The 16284-nt window shown below is 74.3% G+C and carries 13 protein-coding genes; 5 read left to right on the top strand and 8 right to left on the bottom strand.

Features of this window, described 5'->3' with window-relative positions:
* From QC385_RS29525 to QC385_RS29515, 3 genes are all read right to left on the bottom strand, one after another.
* Positions 1-852 carry an ABC transporter permease gene (locus QC385_RS29525; RefSeq protein WP_279544444.1) on the bottom strand — a complete coding sequence of 284 codons (852 nt, stop codon included), beginning with the start codon at positions 850-852 and terminating at the stop codon, positions 1-3.
* On the bottom strand, positions 849-1823 hold the full coding sequence (locus QC385_RS29520; RefSeq protein ID WP_279544443.1) for an ABC transporter ATP-binding protein: 975 nt from the start codon (positions 1821-1823) through the stop codon (positions 849-851). The genes QC385_RS29525 and QC385_RS29520 overlap by 4 nt, the downstream gene beginning before the upstream one ends.
* A 101-nt stretch (positions 1824-1924) precedes the next feature.
* On the bottom strand, positions 1925-2578 hold the full coding sequence (locus QC385_RS29515) for a MerR family transcriptional regulator (protein ID WP_279544442.1): 654 nt from the start codon (positions 2576-2578) through the stop codon (positions 1925-1927).
* Between the two features lie 203 nt (positions 2579-2781).
* Between QC385_RS29515 and QC385_RS29510 the strand changes: the two genes are divergently transcribed.
* Positions 2782-3702 carry a hypothetical protein gene (locus tag QC385_RS29510; protein ID WP_279544481.1) on the top strand — a complete coding sequence of 307 codons (921 nt, stop codon included), beginning with the start codon at positions 2782-2784 and terminating at the stop codon, positions 3700-3702.
* The gene (locus tag QC385_RS29505) at positions 3699-4169 is read left to right on the top strand and encodes an ABA4-like family protein (RefSeq protein ID WP_279544441.1); all 471 of its coding nucleotides are present in this window, start codon (positions 3699-3701) and stop codon (positions 4167-4169) included. Before QC385_RS29510 ends, QC385_RS29505 begins: the two co-directional genes overlap by 4 nt.
* Here the strand turns inward: QC385_RS29505 and QC385_RS29500 are convergent.
* Together QC385_RS29500 and QC385_RS29495 are read right to left on the bottom strand one after the other, a co-directional pair.
* Positions 4154-4813, bottom strand: a complete 660-nt coding sequence (locus tag QC385_RS29500; protein ID WP_279544440.1) for a response regulator transcription factor — start codon at positions 4811-4813, stop codon at positions 4154-4156. The two genes, QC385_RS29505 and QC385_RS29500, sit on opposite strands and share 16 nt — an antisense overlap.
* A 13-nt stretch (positions 4814-4826) precedes the next feature.
* Positions 4827-6035, bottom strand: a complete 1209-nt coding sequence (locus QC385_RS29495; protein ID WP_279544439.1) for a sensor histidine kinase — start codon at positions 6033-6035, stop codon at positions 4827-4829.
* A 111-nt stretch (positions 6036-6146) separates the two neighbouring features.
* Between QC385_RS29495 and QC385_RS29490 the strand changes: the two genes are divergently transcribed.
* Together QC385_RS29490 and QC385_RS29485 are read left to right on the top strand one after the other, a co-directional pair.
* Positions 6147-6920 (top strand): ABC transporter ATP-binding protein, encoded by a 774-nt coding sequence (locus QC385_RS29490; RefSeq protein WP_279544438.1) that lies wholly within the window; start codon positions 6147-6149, stop codon positions 6918-6920.
* On the top strand, positions 6917-9298 hold the full coding sequence (locus tag QC385_RS29485) for an ABC transporter permease (protein ID WP_279544437.1): 2382 nt from the start codon (positions 6917-6919) through the stop codon (positions 9296-9298). The genes QC385_RS29490 and QC385_RS29485 overlap by 4 nt, the downstream gene beginning before the upstream one ends.
* Positions 9299-9329: 31 nt before the next feature.
* Here QC385_RS29485 and QC385_RS29480 read toward each other — a convergent pair whose 3' ends face one another.
* The 3 genes from QC385_RS29480 to QC385_RS29470 are packed head-to-tail and all read right to left on the bottom strand — an operon-like array spanning position 9330 to position 12069.
* Positions 9330-10775: a hypothetical protein gene (locus QC385_RS29480; RefSeq protein ID WP_279544436.1), complete on the bottom strand. Its 1446-nt coding sequence runs from the start codon at positions 10773-10775 to the stop codon at positions 9330-9332.
* On the bottom strand, positions 10772-11224 hold the full coding sequence (locus tag QC385_RS29475) for a hypothetical protein (RefSeq protein ID WP_279544435.1): 453 nt from the start codon (positions 11222-11224) through the stop codon (positions 10772-10774). Before QC385_RS29475 ends, QC385_RS29480 begins: the two co-directional genes overlap by 4 nt.
* A 5-nt stretch (positions 11225-11229) precedes the next feature.
* Complete coding sequence (locus QC385_RS29470; RefSeq protein WP_279544434.1) at positions 11230-12069, bottom strand: glycoside hydrolase family 16 protein; 840 nt, start codon at positions 12067-12069, stop codon at positions 11230-11232.
* A gap of 296 nt (positions 12070-12365) precedes the next feature.
* Here QC385_RS29470 and QC385_RS29465 point away from each other — a divergent pair, with 296 nt between their 5' ends.
* On the top strand, positions 12366-16283 hold the full coding sequence (locus QC385_RS29465) for an nSTAND1 domain-containing NTPase (protein WP_279544433.1): 3918 nt from the start codon (positions 12366-12368) through the stop codon (positions 16281-16283).
* Position 16284: the final 1 nt, after the last annotated feature.

The raw sequence follows: 16284 nt of genomic DNA, 5'->3' as shown, positions 1-16284 counted from the left end.
CTAGCCGACCCGCTGCATCGCCTTCTGGCGCCGTTCCGCCATCGCGGCCCCGGACTCGCGGCGGGCCATCCGGCGCAGGACGGACGGCGCGAGGAGCAGCCCGGCGACCGCCCAGGCACCCAGCGCGCCCGCTGTCTCCAGGTGCTGCCAGGAGGCGCCGATCTCCGCGACGACCGCTTCGGACGGCAGCAGCGCGGCCCGGAGACCGAGGCCGAGCCAGTACACGGGGAAGATCTGCGCGACGGTCTGGAGCCACTCGGGCAGCTCCGACAGGGGGGAGTAGATCCCGGAGATCACGACGAGTCCCATCACCGGGAACATCAGCAAAGCGACGGTGCGCGGACTGCTGACGAGTGAGCCGATGACGGCGCCGATCGGCAGGGTCGCCAGGAGACCCAGCGGGATCACCCACAGCAGCGTCAGCAGCGCTGCGCCGCCCTGCTGGGCAACCCCGTCCACCAGGAACACGCCGACGGCGAAGGGGAGGGCCATGGAGACGAGAGCCGTCCCCGACACCATGACGATCTTGCCGACCAGGTGGCCGACCATGCCGTGCGGCACGGCCTTGGCCCGCAGCAGGGTGCCGTCCTCGCGTTCGGTCGCCAGGAGCTGCGCCGTGGTCGTCATCCCGGTGAACGCGAGCGTCATGCCCAGCACGCTCGGCAGAATGAACGCGCCGGCCGAGATGCCGGCGCCCTTCAGCGGGTCGTCCCCGGCCAGGAACAGCGGCACCATGACCAGGACCGTCCAGAGCACGTAACCGAATACGTCCTGGCCGGTGGTGAAGGTCTGCCGGAGCTCCGTCCAGCCGCGCCGTACTCCTACTCCCGCCGCGTACCACACCGGACTCATCGCGCTTCCTCCCCGAAGGCCTGTGCGGCCGCCCGCTCCTCGGGGACGCTCCCCGCCTCCAGCTCCCGCACCATCGTCAGGTAGGTGTCCTCCAGGCTCGCCCGGCGCACCTCCAGCCCCCCGATCGCGTCGCCGTGTTCCTCGAACAGCCGGCGGACGAACCGGGTGGGCTCGGGCGTCGACTCCTCGAAGGGCCGCCCGTCCCGCGTCCAGCGCACGGTGGCCTCGGCCGATGCCTGCCGGGACAGCTCCTCGGCCGGGCCGTCGGCCACGATCCGGCCACCGGCCAGGATGAGGATCCGGTCGGCGAGCTTCTCGGCCTCGGCGAGGTCGTGCGTGGTCAGCAGAACGGTGGTGTTCTCGTCCGCGAGCCCGCGGACCAGGCCGTGGAACTCGTTCCTGGCCTCCGGGTCCAGACCCGCCGTCGGCTCGTCCAGGAACAGCAGCTCGGGCCTGCCCACGATGCCGACGGCGACGTCGAAACGCCTGCGCTGTCCGCCGGACAGGGTTCCGACCCGTTTGTCCGCCTGCTCGCTCAGCCCCACGGCGGCGATGAGCTCGTCGACGTCCCACGGCCGCCGTACGAGGTCGGTGGAGTACGGGGCGTAGTACGAGCCGAGATGGGCCAGCAGCTCCCGCACCCGCCACTTGCCGTGGTCGCGCCAGGACTGCAACACGATGCCCAGGCGCGCACGCCACCGCTCGTCCCCGCGAGCCGGATCGGTGCCGAGGACGCTCACGTCACCGGCCGAGCGCATCCGGAAGCCTTCCAGGACTTCGATCGTGGTCGTCTTGCCCGCGCCGTTCGGGCCGAGCAGCACGACGACCTCACCTCGCCGGGCCGTGAAGCCGACGCCCTTCAGGACGTCCTGGCTGCGGTAGCGCATCCGCAGGTCCCGTACGTCGATAACCCTGTCGGTCTCCCGCGGTGGGCTGCTCCCGGCCTCGGATAAGGCGTGAGCGCTTGTCATCGGTGTTCCCCCCGGTCCGTCTGACGCCAGCAGCCGTTCGGGCCGCCTCGGGCGAACACATTACCGAAGGGTTCAGCACCGGCCGGGGCTCCGCGCCCCGGCTAGCCCTTCCCGCCCCCCGGCACCCCCTCCGCCCCGTACAGCCTGGCCGACGCGTCGACATGGGCCAGGCGGCGCAGTGCGCTGAACACGGCCTCGCCCAGGACGGTGCCGATGACCACGCCCTCCACCATGTCCTCGAGGGCGACCCGCCGGTCCACGTACGCGAGGTCGGCCTGGGCGACCTGTTCGGCGGCCTCGGCGTACGTGTCGAGGAGTTCGGCGAAGGAGCCGTGGCCCAGCCGGGTCAGGGCGGCCAGGGCTCTGGCGAGGTCGTCGGCGGCGGGGTTCGACTCGTGGGCGTGCCAGCCGCGCCGGGAGATGAGGCCGGCCACGGTGGTGCGGGCGGCCGCGGTTTCGGTGTCGTCGTGGCCGGCGGGCGTGCCGCCCACGCGGTCGGCCGCCGCGCCGAGCACCTTGTGCAGCGGACGCTCCGGATCGTCGACGGCCGCCAGTACCTCCCCGATCTCCGCCACCTTCATGCCGCCGACGTCGAGCAGGGCACGGATCAGCCGGAGCCGGCGTTCGTGTGTCTCGTCGTAACTCGCCTGGTTACGGCTGGTCAGCTCGCCCGCGGGGAGCAGCCCTTCGCGGACGTAGTACTTGATCGTCGGCACCGGCACCCCGGTCTTCCGGCTCAACTCTCCGATGCGCAACGCCGGTTCACTCCTCGAGATTCGCCCTGCCCGTGGTGGCGCCGGCCCTTGCCGACCCGGCACCAATCATAGATAGTGGGGCTATCGGATAGTGGATAGTGCCGATATCCATTCGGTCCTGTCCGCTGGTGTCTAACTCAGGGGTGGGCATGGTGTTGTTACGTACGTCCTGGCATCGGCCGCTGGTGGTGTTCTCGGCCGCGATGGCTCTCACGGCGGTCGTGTCCGCGGTGGGGCTCGTCGTCGACGACCGCGTCCTCGTGGGGGCGCCGATCTGGGCCAAGCCGTTCAAGTTCGCGGTGTCGTTCGTGGCGTACAGCCTGTCGCTCGCCTGGATGCTGTCGCTGCTCCCCGACCGGCGGCGCGTGGGCTGGTGGGCGGGGACCGTCGTCGCGCTGGCGAGCCTCATCGAGATGGTGATCATCACCGGGCAGGTCGTACGCGGCAAGCGCAGCCACTTCAACCACGAAACACCGTTCGACGAGGCGCTGTTCAACGCGATGGCCGTCACGGTCGTCGTCCTGTGGGCCGGCACGCTCGTCGTCGCCGTGGTTCTGCTCCGCGCCCGGATCGCCGACCGGGCGTCCGCCTGGGCGATGCGCTCCGGGATCCTGCTGGCACTGGCCGGGGCCGCCGTCGGCTTCCTGATGACCCAGCCCGCGCCGGGGCAGGAGCGCGGTGTCTCCAAGGTGGTCGGCGCGCACAGCGTGGGCGTGCCGGACGGGGGTCCCTCGATGCCGCTGACCGGCTGGTCCACGACCGGCGGTGATCTGCGCATCCCGCACTTCTTCGGCATGCACGCGCTGCAACTCCTGCCGCTGCTGCTCATGGTGCTGACCGTCCTCGCACCGCGCTTCGCCCGTCTCGCCGACGAACGGGTCCGGCTGCGTCTCGTGCTGGTCGCCTCGGGTGCGTACGCCGCCGTCTTCGCGCTGGTCCTCTGGCAGGCGTTGCGCGGCCAGCCGCTGATGCGTCCGGACGGGGCGACCCTGGGGGCGGCCGGGCTGATCCTGCTCGCCGTCGCGCTCGGGGCGTACGGGGCCCTGCGGACGGGCCGGGACTCTTCTCCGCACGGGGCGACGGACGCGACCGGTGCTCCCGCCTCGAAGGACCTCGTGTCATGACCGGTTTCCTCTTCGAGCTCTCCTTCCTCCTGGCCGCGCCCGTCTGGCTGCTCATGATCTTCGCGCCGGCGTGGGGGCCGACCGCTCGCATCGCCGGGTCACCGCTGACCGTGCTGCCGGTGCTCTTCGTGTATGTCGCGCTCGCGGTACCGGTGTTCCCCGAGCTGTGGACCGCGGTCAGCAGTCCGGATCTCGGCAGCTTCCGCGAGCTGACGGCCCTCCCGGACGGTGCCGGTGCCGTCTGGGCGCAGGTCATCGCCTGGGACCTGCTGATCGGGCAGTGGATGTACCGGGAGGGCCGGCGGCTGGAGGTCTCCGCCCTGCTGATGGGACCGCTGCTGGTTCTCACGGTCCTGCTGTCGCCGTTCGGGCTGCTGGCGTTCCTGGGGGTGCGTGCGGTGAAGGCGCGGCGGGCGGGGGCGAGGCCCTCGACCGGCGCGCCGGTGCCCGGTCAGGCGCGCAGGTAGGCCAGGACCGCCAGTACGCGGCGGTGGTCGTCGGGGGCCGACGGGGGCAGGTCCAGTTTCTGGAGGATGCTCGCGATGTGCTTGGCGACGGCCGCGTCCGTGACGACCAGGCGGCGGGCGATCGCCGCGTTGGAGCGGCCCTCCGCCATGAGACCGAGGACCTCGCGTTCGCGGGGCGTGAGCCGGTCCAGGGGGTCGCGGCGGCGGGCGAGGAGCTGGCGTACGACCTCCGGGTCGACGACCGTCGCACCGGCGGCGACACGGGCGACGGCGTCGGCGAACTCCTCGACGTCGCCGATGCGTTCCTTCAGCAGGTAGCCCGTCCCGACGCTGCCGCCGCGGTCGTCCAGGAGTTCGTCGGCGAAGGTCTGCTCGACGTACTGGCTGAGCACGAGGACCGCCAGCCCGGGCTGCTCGGCCTGGAGCCGGCGGGCCGTGCGCAGGCCCTCGTCCGTCTGGCCCGGTGGCATGCGGACGTCGGTGATCACCAGGTCGGGGCGGTGCTCCCGGGCGGCGGCGAGCAGGGCCGGGCCGTCGCCCACGGCGGCGAGCACCCGGTGTCCGAAGCGCTCCAGCAGATGGACGAGACCTTCCCGCAGGAGGACGGCGTCCTCCGCGATCACCAGGCGGAGAGACTGGCGCATCAGGTCTCCGCTCTCAGGAGGACGGTCCGGCGCACGGGATCTCCGCTCTCAGCAGGGTGGGTCCACCGGGTGGGCTGGACAGGAGCATTCTGCCGCCGGCGGCGGCGATCCGGTCGGCGAGGCCGACGAGACCCGTGCCGCGAGCGGGGTCGGCGTCGCCGGAGCCGTTGTCCTCGATGTCGAGGCGGAGCACGCCGTCGCGGCAGCGGGCGCTGACGCGGCAGCGGTCGGCACCGCTGTGCCGGGCGATGTTGGTGAGGGCCTCGGCGGTCACGTAGTACGCCGTCTGCTCGACGGCGGCCGGCAGCCGGCCCGGGAGGTCGAGTTCGAGGTCGGCGGGGACCGGGCAGCGCCCGGCGATGTCCCGTGCGGCGGCGGGCAGTCCGCGCTCCGTCAGGATCTGCGGGTGGATGCCCCGGATCAGTTCCCGCAGCTCGGTGAGCGCCTCCTTGGCGAGGACGTGCGCCTCGCCGACCTGCCGCGCCGCCGCGCTGCCGGGCGGCAGATCGAGGGTGGCCAGGCCCAGCTTCATCGTGAGGGCGACGAGCCGCTGCTGGGCACCGTCGTGCAGGTCGCGTTCGATGCGGCGGCGTTCCGTCTCGAAGGCGTCGACGAGGCGGGCCCGGGACCGTACGACCTCGCGCAGTTCGCGGTCCTTCGGGAAGAGCACGGCACGGCCCACCGCCGCACGGACGGCGGCCCACGCCCCGATGGGATACGCGGCCACGGGCAGCAGCAGGGCGCCCGCGACCGGGCCCGCCACGGTCTGCCAGGGCAGGGCGGTGGGCTGGAAGGGCGTCAGGAGGAGGAAGCCCGGGATGCCGAGCGAGACCAGGGCCACGGCGAGGTCCATCCAGCCGACCGCCAGGACGGACACGGCTCCGTAACCGGCGGTGCGCGTACTGTGCCGCGGCCGCTGCCTGTCGCCACTGCCACCGCCGTCACCGCCGTCACCACCGTCTCCCCGGTCGACGAGAGCGAGGCGGCGGTGTTCCAGAGGACCGGCGAGGGCGACGGCGAAGACCACCAGCGCCCCCGCGCAGAGCACCCGGGCGAACGTGCCGACGGGCGCGGTGAGCAGCCCGGCCACACCGAGGTAGACAGCGGTCGCGAACACGCCGCCGGACAGGAGGTACCCCAGTGCGCGCCACGGCCACGCGGTACGGAGGAACCCCAACGGGCTGCGGGTGAGGGCCTCCAGGACCGTTCGAGGAGTGGTCACGCGGTCGACCGTAGCGGCGCCGGAGGGCGGAGGCAGTAGTGCCAGGTGGAGTATCGGCACTCGCCCAGGCGGCAATGTGCCGGGCGGTGTCCGCGTCGTTGCCTTGAGGGCATGACCACGACTCATACGACCAAGGCGCGCGGCACTTCGGCCGACCTGCCCGTCCGGCTCCGGTCGCTCACCAAGCGATACGGCACCGGCGACCGCGCCGTCACCGCACTCGACGACGTCACCCTGGACTTCGCGGCCGGGACGATGACGGCCGTCATGGGCCCGTCCGGCTCCGGAAAGTCCACCCTGCTGCACTGCGCGGCGGGCATCGACCGGCCGAGCGCCGGCGAGGTGCTGATCGGCGGTACGGAACTGGGCGGGCTGGACGAGAACGCCCTCACGGTGCTGCGCCGGGACCGGATCGGATTCGTCTTCCAGGCGTTCAACCTGGTCTCGGCCCTGACCGCCGCGCAGAACGTCGAACTGCCCCTGAGACTGGCCGGATCACGCCCCTCGGCGGACCAGGTGCACGCGGCACTCGCCGCGGTCGGGCTCGCGGACCGGCACGGACACCGGCCGAGCGAACTGTCCGGCGGCCAGCAGCAGCGTGTCGCGATCGCCCGGGCCATGATCGCCCGGCCCGCCGTCCTCTTCGCCGACGAGCCGACCGGCGCACTGGACAGCACCGCCTCCCGGGTCGTGCTGCGGCTGCTGCGGGACCTGGTGGACGGCCGTGGACAGACGGTCGTGATGGTGACGCACGACCCGGCTGCCGCGGCGTACGCGGACCGGGTGCTGCTGCTGGCCGACGGCCGGCTCGCGGACGAACTGCCGGGCGTCGAGGGCGCCGAGGCGATCGCGGCGCGGACGGCAGCCCTGGAGGTGCGGCCGTGATCAGCCTGGCGACAGCGAGAGAGCGGTGGACGTCCTTCCTGGGGTCCTTCGTGGCCGTGGCGGTGGGCGTCGCGGTCGTCACCATGAGCGCGCTGGTGCTGCTGTCGGACGGTACGGGAGTGCCGCAGCGGCTCGCGGGGGCGCCGGTGCTGGTGCGGAGCCCGGCGGGGGCGCCGGCCGCCGGGGTGTTCACGGAGAACCCGCCGTGGGCGCCGGAGCGCGCCGGGGAACTGCGGCGGGAGCTCGGCCGGCTGCCGGGGGTGGCCGCCGCGGTGGCCGACCGGTCCTTCTACGCGCAGGCGCCCGGCAGCGATCAGCGCGCGGGGGAGCGGCAGGGCCACCCCTGGTCGGCCGCGGCGCTCGCCGCGTACGGGCTGAGCGGGGGCAGACCGCCGGCGGCGGACGGCGAGATCGTCGTGGACGACTCCCTCGGGCACCGGCCGGGCGAGTCCCTCACGGTGCTGACGGCGCGCGGACCGCAGCGCTTCGTGGTGTCCGGCACGATCGACGGACCCGGCTACTACGTCACCGACCGGCGGGCCGCCGAACTGGCGGGCGGGGTACGGACCATCGGGCTGGTCCTCGAACCCGGCGCCGACCCCGCCCGCGTCGCGGCCGCCGCCCGGAACTCCGTCGGCGCCGACGGCACCGTCCTGACGGGCGCCTCCCGTGACGCTCTCGCGCCGAAGCAGGACGAGATGACCCGCTGGATCGGCGGCCAGGTGCTCACCGCCATGGCGCTGCTCTCCACGTTCGTCACCGTCTTCAACGTGTCGTCGACGTTCGCGTTCGCCGTCGCCCAGCGGCGCCGTGAGTTCGGCCTGTTGCGCACGATCGGCGCGACACCGCGGCAGGTGCGGCGGCTGGTGTACGGGGAGGCCCTGGCGGTGGGTGTCGCCGGCGCCGGGGCGGGGGCGGTCGCGGGAGTCGTCATGGCGCCCGCGATGACCGGGGTGCTGATCGACGCGGGCTTCCAGCCGGCCGGCTTCGAGGTCAGCCTCCGGTGGTGGGTACCGGCCGCCGCCTGGGCCCTGGGCGTGGCCGTGGCACTCGCCGGAGCGGGCGCGGCGGCGCGCCGGGCCTCCCGCGTGAAGCCGCTGGAGGCGATGCGGGAGGCCGCGGTGGACAGCCGGCCGATGACCCGCCGCCGGTGGGTGACGGGGCTGGTGGCGACGGGCCTGGGCGCGGCCTGCTCGGCGGGTACGGCCTTCGCGGGGGCCGACGCCATGGTGCTGCTGGTCCTGGGCACGGCCATGAGCCTGACGGCCGGACTCACCTTCCTGCTGCCGGTATTGACCCGGCCTGTGATCGGGGCGCTGACCCGGCCGCTCGCGCGGCGCCCCGGCGCCACCGCCGTGCTCGTGCGCGAGAACATGCTCACCTCGGTGCGCCGCACCTCCGCCACGATCGCCCCGGTGCTGGCGACCGTCGCCTTCGCCGTGCTGATCACCAGCGCCGTGCAGACCACCCAGAGCGCCGACACCACCCGGCAGGCCGCGGCCGTACGGGCCGAGGCGGCCGTCGTGCCCCGGGGCACACCGGGCCTGTCGGACGCCGTGGTCGACCGGGCCGGGGGCACGGCGCTGCTGTCGACGACGGTCTACGGCGGCGAGGGCAGGGCGCCCCTGTCGGCGGCCGGGGTGACGCCCGGGTTCGAGCGGACGTACCGGGTGCGGGCACCCCGCACGGGCACCGTCGTCGTCACCGCCGCCGTGGCCGCGGCGCACGGCTGGCGGGAGGGCCGTACCGCCACCCTCACCTTCGAGGACGGCCGCACCCGGCACCTGCGCGTGAGAGCCGTGCTGGACGACTCCATGCCGTACCAGGTGTTCCTGCCGCGTGAGCTGATACGCGCTCACGACCCGTCGGCCCTCGCGGACGTCGTCTACCGCACCACCGCCACACCGGCGCCGTCCCTCGCGGGACTCGGCGCCGAGGAGGTCCCGGTGGCGGTCCACGCGGCCTCGGACGACGCCGAGGACGACCGGCTGGTGTGGCTGTTCACCCTGATCCTCGTCGCCATCACGGCGGGCTACACCATGATCGCCGTCGCCTCCACCGTGCTGACGGCGACCGCCGGCCGGGTACGGGATCTCCGCGTGCTGCGCCTGTCCGGTGCGACACCGCGCCAGGTGCTGCTGACGCTCGCGGCCGAGACGTGCTGCGTCGTCGCCCTGGGTGCCGCCCTGGGCCTGGCGGTGGCCGCTCCCGCCCTGTTCGGCATGGCTCAAGGGTTGTGCCGGGAACTGGGGCTGCCGGTCGAGCTGTCGGTGGCCTGGCCCTGGGTCGCGGGTGTGGTGGCCGGATGTCTGCTGCTCGCCACGGCGGCCACCGTGCTCCCGGCCCGGGCCGCGCTGGCGCGGATGCGGCGGGCGTGACAGGACGGCCCGGGCCGGGAGGAACGGACGGTCAGCGTCGGACGACCGGGCGGAAGGCGTCCCGTACGCCGGACTTGGACGTCGAGACGAACTGGTCGCCCGGTCCCAGGTCGTACTGGTAGTACCTGTAGCGCAGCACACTCGGGCAGCTTCCGCCGCCGATCTGGACCGAGCGGGGGTCGAGGCGCTTGCCGGTGCGCAGTTCGTAGACCTTCAGGGGGATCTTGACCTTGTAGAAGGTCACTTGGTGGGGCAGGTACTTCGACCTGTCGTTCTCGTAGGAACAGGTCTCCACGGCGGCCCCGTTCTCCGCCGCGCCCGCGCAGACCACGAGCGCGGCCTTGGCCGGGTCGCCGGTGCGCCAGGAGCCGGGGAGCTTGCCGGTGTACTCGGAGTCGCCGAGGAACAGGGCGCGGTGGGTGCCCTTGCGGTACGGCGGGGCTTCGCTGTACTTCGCGGGCTCGGAGCAGTAGCCGGAGTCGGCGCTGTAGGTGTTCTCGACCAGGCCGCGCACGTGGTCCAGTTCGATGGCGAGGGTCGCCTTGCGCACGCCGTCGCGGGCCTCGTCCGCGCGGGTGTCGTCCGGGTAGGCGTCGAGGAGCCGCTGGTAGTGGGTCCGCGCCTGCTGCCAGGCGCCCTCGCTCATCAGATGGTCGCCGCATCCCACCAGGGCGGCGGGTTCCGTGCGTGCCGCCGCGTCGGCGGAGCGGTCCAGTACGTCGTGGCCGGTGCCGCGGTCGCGGAGCCAGGCGGTGAGGGCGGCGGTGTCGCAGGAGTCGTCGGTGGGCAGGCCGTCGAGGAAGGTGTCCAGGACCGTCCTGACGGTCTGCTCGTTGCCGGGCCGGCTGAGGACGCCGGCGAGCGTGCCGAAGCCCCGCCCCAGGTCCTCGGTGCTGCCGCTGCGGGCGGCGCGGGCCAGGGTGGCCGCCGCCCCGTCCAGCCGGCGGCACGCCTCCACCACCGCGTCGCCGGGTTCCACCACCGGCGCGCCCGCCAGGCGGTGGCCCCACCACACCTCGCCCTGCGCGGCGACGGCCGCCTCGCAGTCGCCGCCCTCGCGGGCCCCGGTCACGCGGTCCTCGATGCCGTACGCGTCGGCGCGGAGCAGTGCGGCGGTCAGTACCACCGCGAGCGCGAGGCCGAGCGTGCCCGCGCGCTGCCCGCGTCGTACGACGTGTTCCGGGCGGCGACGGGCCAGGAACCAGCCGTGGGCGATGCCGGCCGCCCACCACAGGAGCAGCAGGACCTCGTACCGGGTCTCGGCGGTCGAGGCGATGAGGTCGAGGAGCAGGGCCGTGCCGAGGACGGCGACGGCGGCCAGGCGCCACCGGCGCAGCAGCAGATAGCCGATGCCGAGCAGCGTGGCGTTGCCGAGGGCGACCGCCGCCGGGTCGGCGGGGGATGCCGGCGGGTCGGTGGGGGCCGGGGACCGCGGTGGGTCGTACGCGGGGTAGGTCATGTGGTGGTCACCGGTCATGCGGTGGTCACCCCCGGGTCCGGAGCGCGTACCGAGAAGTACCGGCGGCCCGTCTCGCCGCTCACCGTCCACAGCGCCGCCAGGTCCGCGAACGCGACCAGGAACGCGGGGAGGCTGGGTGCCCCGCCGGCCAGCGAACCGACGGAGGCGAGGACCATCCCCAGGGCCGCGAAGGACAGGCACACGATGAGCACCACACGGACCCAGAGGCGGCGGCCCCGCGCCAGGGCGACGCCGACGACCTGGAGTGCCGCCAGGCCCCAGCAGAACAGCGCCAGGAACCAGGCCAGGGCCATCGGCATGAGCAGGTCCTGCCCGTGGTCCAGCTTGCTCTGGTTCTCGTCGATGACCGCCCAGCCGCCGAAGACGTTGCCGAGCGCGTGTGCGCCGGCCAGGACGAGAACGAAGATCAGGGATTTCGGCATACGCGTCGTCGTGGAGTCCGGCATCACGGTCACCTCACGCCCTCGTCGTCCGGCAGGTCGTAGACCCGCGCCCAGTCCACTTCGTAGACGGCGCTCTGGAGGCCGTCCCCGTGGAAGTTGTCGAGCTGGATGGTCTGGTGCATCGACGGGGCGCACTGGACGCAGTCCCGGTCCGCGTTCGCGCCGCCGGAGAAGCGGAACCACTCCTCGCCGTCGATGAAGCCGCGCAGGTGGTCCGGGGTCCACTCGACGGCCACGTTGTGCCACCGCGACAGGTCCACACCGCAGGTGCGGGCGTGTTCCTGCTGCACGGGCACGTCCTGCGGGTGCGGGTAGTGCAGGAACGCCTCGGCGCACTTCTCGCCGGGGGCGCCGTTCTCCAGGTAGTCGTACTCGCCGTCCTCGGGGTGCTCGTTCGAGTCCGGCCACAGGATCAGCAGCGGGTGATACGGCCTGCCGTTGTCGGGGGCGGTGGCCCGGGAGCGCACGCGGGCCTCCCATCTGCCGTACTTCTGGCCGTACCGCGAGGCGATCCAGCCGGTGTCGCCGTCCGCCTCGCCGGTCATGCGCAGGATTCCGCCGACGACGCGGGTGTTGGCGTCGCAGCGGCGGCCGTTGCCGCTGTGGCCCGGCCAGCACTCGCCGGGACCGCCGCCCGCCAGGCGCCACTTGGCGCGGTCCGGTACGGCGGGCCCGGCCTCGGAGCCGTAGCCGAACTCGTCCGACCACGCGGAAAGCGGCTCGCCCCAGCCGTACAGCTCCGCCGCGGTGGTCGCCGAGTGGGGTGCCGCCGTCGCCGTGAGCGTCATCGTGAGCGCCGCCGCGCCCAGCCCCACGGCGAGGTGCCGGGTGCGATGTCGTGCGTGCATGGCTCTCCTCCAGCCTGTCGCGGGTGTGTGCGGACGTGGGCGCGGTCCGAGCCCTCCCCTCGCAGGGCTCGGACCGCGCAGCCGCCGGAAAACGGCCCGTCCCGGCCACGTCCTCGGGCCATTCGACCGCCGTGCGCCGTTGTTCGGCTGGCCACTCACCAGCACCGAACAACCCCGGGGCGCCAACCGGACCGAGTGGCCTGGAGGAAGCGTGAGGATCGGGTGAACTCCCGTGTCACGGCCGCCGATACGGCCGAAGGTCAGTCAAGGGCGTGCGAGGTGAGGGGGGCGGGTACGTGCCGGGACAGACAGGGCCGGGTCGCGCCGAGGGCGAGCTGGATCCGGACGCCGGGCCGGTGCAGCGGTTCGCCGCCGGGCTGCGTGCGCTGCGCGAGGCCGCGGGCAGGCCCACCTACCGGGAGATGGCCCGGCGGGCGCGGTACGGGGTGACCACCCTGTCGCAGGCGGCGGCGGGCAGGCAGCTGCCCACCCGCGCGGTGACGCTCGCCTACGTCAAGGCGTGCGGCGGCGACCTCGCCGAGTGGGAGCGGCGCTGGCGCGAGGCGTCTCAGGAGCTGGCCGCCGAGACGGCCGCCGAGGACACCGCCCGGCCGCCCTACCGCGGCCTGACCCGGTTCGAACCGGGCGACGCCGAACTGTTCTTCGGCCGTGACCGGCTCGTGGAGCGGCTCACCGAGCTGAACCGCAAGCACCGCTTCACCGCCGTCTTCGGCCCCTCCGGCAGCGGCAAGTCGTCGCTGCTGCGGGCGGGCCTGATCCCACGGCTGCGGGCGGCCGGCCACGACGACGTGCCGCCCGCGGCCGTACGGATCCTCACCCCCGGCGCCGACCCGCTGCGCACGCACGCCGAGCGGCTGGAACCCGTACCGGACACCGACGCCGACACCTGGCTGATCGTCGACCAGTTCGAGGAGTTGTACACCCTCGGCGCCGGCCCGGCCGACCGCGACACCTTCATCGACCGGCTCGTCGCCGCCACCGACGCCGACAGCAGACTGCGCGTCGTCATCGCGGTGCGGGCCGACTTCCTCGGCCGGTGCGCCGAACACCCCGGGCTCACCGCCGCGTTGCAGGACGCCACGCTGCTCGCCGGTCCGATGAGCCGGGCGGAACTGCGGGAGGCCGTCGTCCGCCCGGCCACCGCGGCAGGCCTGATCGTCGAACGCACCCTGACCGAGCGGCTCCTGGACGAGGTCGAGGACGCCCCCGGCGGACTGCCCCTGATGTCGCACGCCCTGCTGGAGACCTGGCGCCACCGCAGCGGCCGGGCCCTGACCGAGGCGGCGTACGAGGCGGCCGGCGGGCTGCACGGCGCCGTCGTACGGACGGCCGAGCAGGTGTACGGGGAACTGACGGAACAGCAGGCCGAGTTGGCGCGCCGGATCCTGCTGCGCCTAGTCGCGCCCGGCGACGGGGCCGCCGACACGCGCCGCCCCACCGACCACGCGGAGCTGGACTTCGGAGACCCCGCCGACACCCGGCTGGTCCTGGAACGGCTGGCCCGGGCCCGCCTCATCACCTTCGACGACGGCACCGCCGACCTCGCCCACGAGGCGCTCATCACCGCCTGGCCCCGCCTGCGTGCCTGGATCGACGCCGAACGCGACCGGCTGCGCGTCCACCGCGCCCTCTCCGAGGCGGCCCGCACCTGGCAGGACCTCGCGCAGGAGACCGCCGCGCTCTACGCCGGTTCCCGGCTGTCCGCCGCACGCGACGCCTTCCCGACGGACGGCGCGGCCCCCGGCAGTGACGAACTGACGCCGCTGGAGAGGCGGTTCCTCACCACCTCGCTCCGCCGCCGGCACCGCGCCGCGCTCCTGCGCCGCACGGTCGTGGCGGTACTCGCCGCGCTCGCCCTGCTCGCCACCGGCACCGCCGTCGTCGCCCTCCAGGCTCGCGCCACCGCGCAGGCCGAACGGGACGACGCCGTCTTCGGCGGGCTCACCGCCGAGGCCGACCGGGTCCGCGACACCCACGCCGGGCTTTCCGCCCGGCTCGACGTGGCCGCGTACCGCATGCGCTCCACCCCGGACCTGCGGACCCGGCTGGCCTCGGACGCGGGCCGGGTCCTGGCCACGCGGCTGGCCGGGCACGACGGCGTCGGCAGCTCCGTGGCGTACGCGCCCGACGGCCGCACCCTGGCCGGCGGCGGCCACGACGGCACGGTCCGGCTGTGGGACACCGGCGGCGGTCCCCTGGGCGAACCGCTGCGGTTCGGGACGGACCGGGTCGGAGCGGTCGCGTTCGCACCGGCGGGCCGCGACCTGCTGGCGGCCACCGGCGAAGGCGGCGTGATCCGCCTGTGGGACGTGCGCGACCGGGAGCACCCCCGCGCCCTCGGCCGCCCGCCGGCGAGCCACGGCGAGGAGAACATCGTCTCCGTCGCCTTCGCCCCCGACGGCCGCACCCTGGCCACCGCCGGCGACGACGGCACCGTACGCCTGTGGGACCTGACCGACCCGGCCCGCCCCGCGCCCCTCGGAAAGCCCGCCGCGGCCGACGACTCGGAGGACCGCAGCGTCCGCGCGGTCGCCTTCGCGCCGGACGGGAAGACCCTGGCGACGGCGGGCTACGACGGCACCGTCCGGATGTGGCGGTACGGCGGGAACGACGGGAACGGCGGGAACTTCGGAGACGGCGAGAACGGCGGGAAAAACGGGAACGACGGGAACGACGGGAACGACAGAGACGGTGAGAACGGCGGGAACGGCGGGAACGACGGCATCACACCGCTGGGCAAGCCCCTGCGCGCCCACACCGACCCGGTCTGGACCCTCGCCTTCTCGCCGGACGGGCGCACGCTGGCCACCGCCGGTTTCGACGAGACCGTACGGCTGTGGGACGTGTCGCGCCCGGCCCGGCCCACCTCGCTGGGCGAACCGCTCACCGGTCACACCGCGCCCGTCATGTCGGTCGCGTTCAGCCCCGACGGGGAGACCCTGGTGAGCGCCGGCGAGGACGACGCGCCCCTGCTGTGGAACGTGGCCAACCCCGCCTATCCCCAGCGGCTCGGGGAGCCGCTGACCGGGCACACGGAGCCCGTGTGGGAGGTCGCCTTCAGCCCCGACGGCCGTACCCTCGCCAGCACCGGCGCCGACGGCGGCGTGCTGCTCTGGCACCGGCCGCCGACCGTCCTCACCGACTTCACCAATCCGGTGACCGCCGTCGCCTACAGCCCCGACGGCCGCCTGCTCGCCGCCGCCAGCACCGACGACGGGCTGGTCCGCCTGTGGGACGTGCGCCGCCCGGACCGCCCGCGCCGGCTGCCGAGGCCGCTCCCCCATGAAGACCGGGTGCTGGCGGTCGCGTTCGCACCGGACGGCCGTACGGCGGTCAGCGGCTCCGCGGACGGCACCGTACGCCTGTGGGACCTCTCCGTGCCCGACCGCCCCGCCCCGCTCGGAGCGCCCCAGCGCGCACATGACGGGGAAGTGGGCGCCGTCGCGTTCGCGCCGGACGGCCGCACCCTGGCCACCGGCGGCACGGACGACACGGTTCGGCTGTGGGACGTACGGCGACCGGACCGGGCACGGCCGCTCGGCGCACCGCTGCGCGGCCACACGGACGCCGTCACCTCCGTGGCCTTCGCCCGGGGCGGCCGCCTCCTGGCCACCGGCGCCGAGGACGCCACGGCCCGCCTGTGGCACGTGGACGGCGACGGCACACGGGCCCGGCCCGCGGGCGCCGCCCTCACCGGACACGACGAGTCGGTCGAAGCGGTGGCCTTCGCCCCGGACGGGAGGACACTGGCGACGGGCAGCGACGACCGCACAGTGCGGCTGTGGGACGTGCGGGACGTCGAACGGCACGACCGGGCCCGCCCGTCGGGGGAGGAGCTGACCGGACACCGCGCGGCGGTCAGGGCCCTGTCCTTCGCCCCGGACGGCAAGACGCTGGCGACCGGCGGCGGCGACCACACCGTCCGCCTGTGGGACGTGTCCGACCCGGCCCGGGCCGAGCCGTCCGGCCAGGAACTCACCGGCCATCTCGACACCGTCACCACCGTCGCGTTCAGCCCGCGCGGCGACGCCCTCGCCTCCGCCGGCTACGACCTGACGGCCCGGGTGTGGACGCTGGACGAGGACCGCGCGGCGGAGTACGTCTGCGAGCACACCGGCGGGATCCTGACCCGGGCCGACTGGGAGGAGCATCTGCCGCAACTGCCCTACAGGCAGGCCTGCGCAGGGCGGTAGA

Origin of the sequence: Streptomyces sp. DH10, assembly GCF_029813805.1 — a bacterium.
In the GTDB taxonomy this organism is placed as follows: domain Bacteria; phylum Actinomycetota; class Actinomycetes; order Streptomycetales; family Streptomycetaceae; genus Streptomyces; species Streptomyces coeruleofuscus.
Note: the sequence above shows the minus strand (reverse complement) of the source record. Positions and strands in the feature narration are given on the sequence as shown.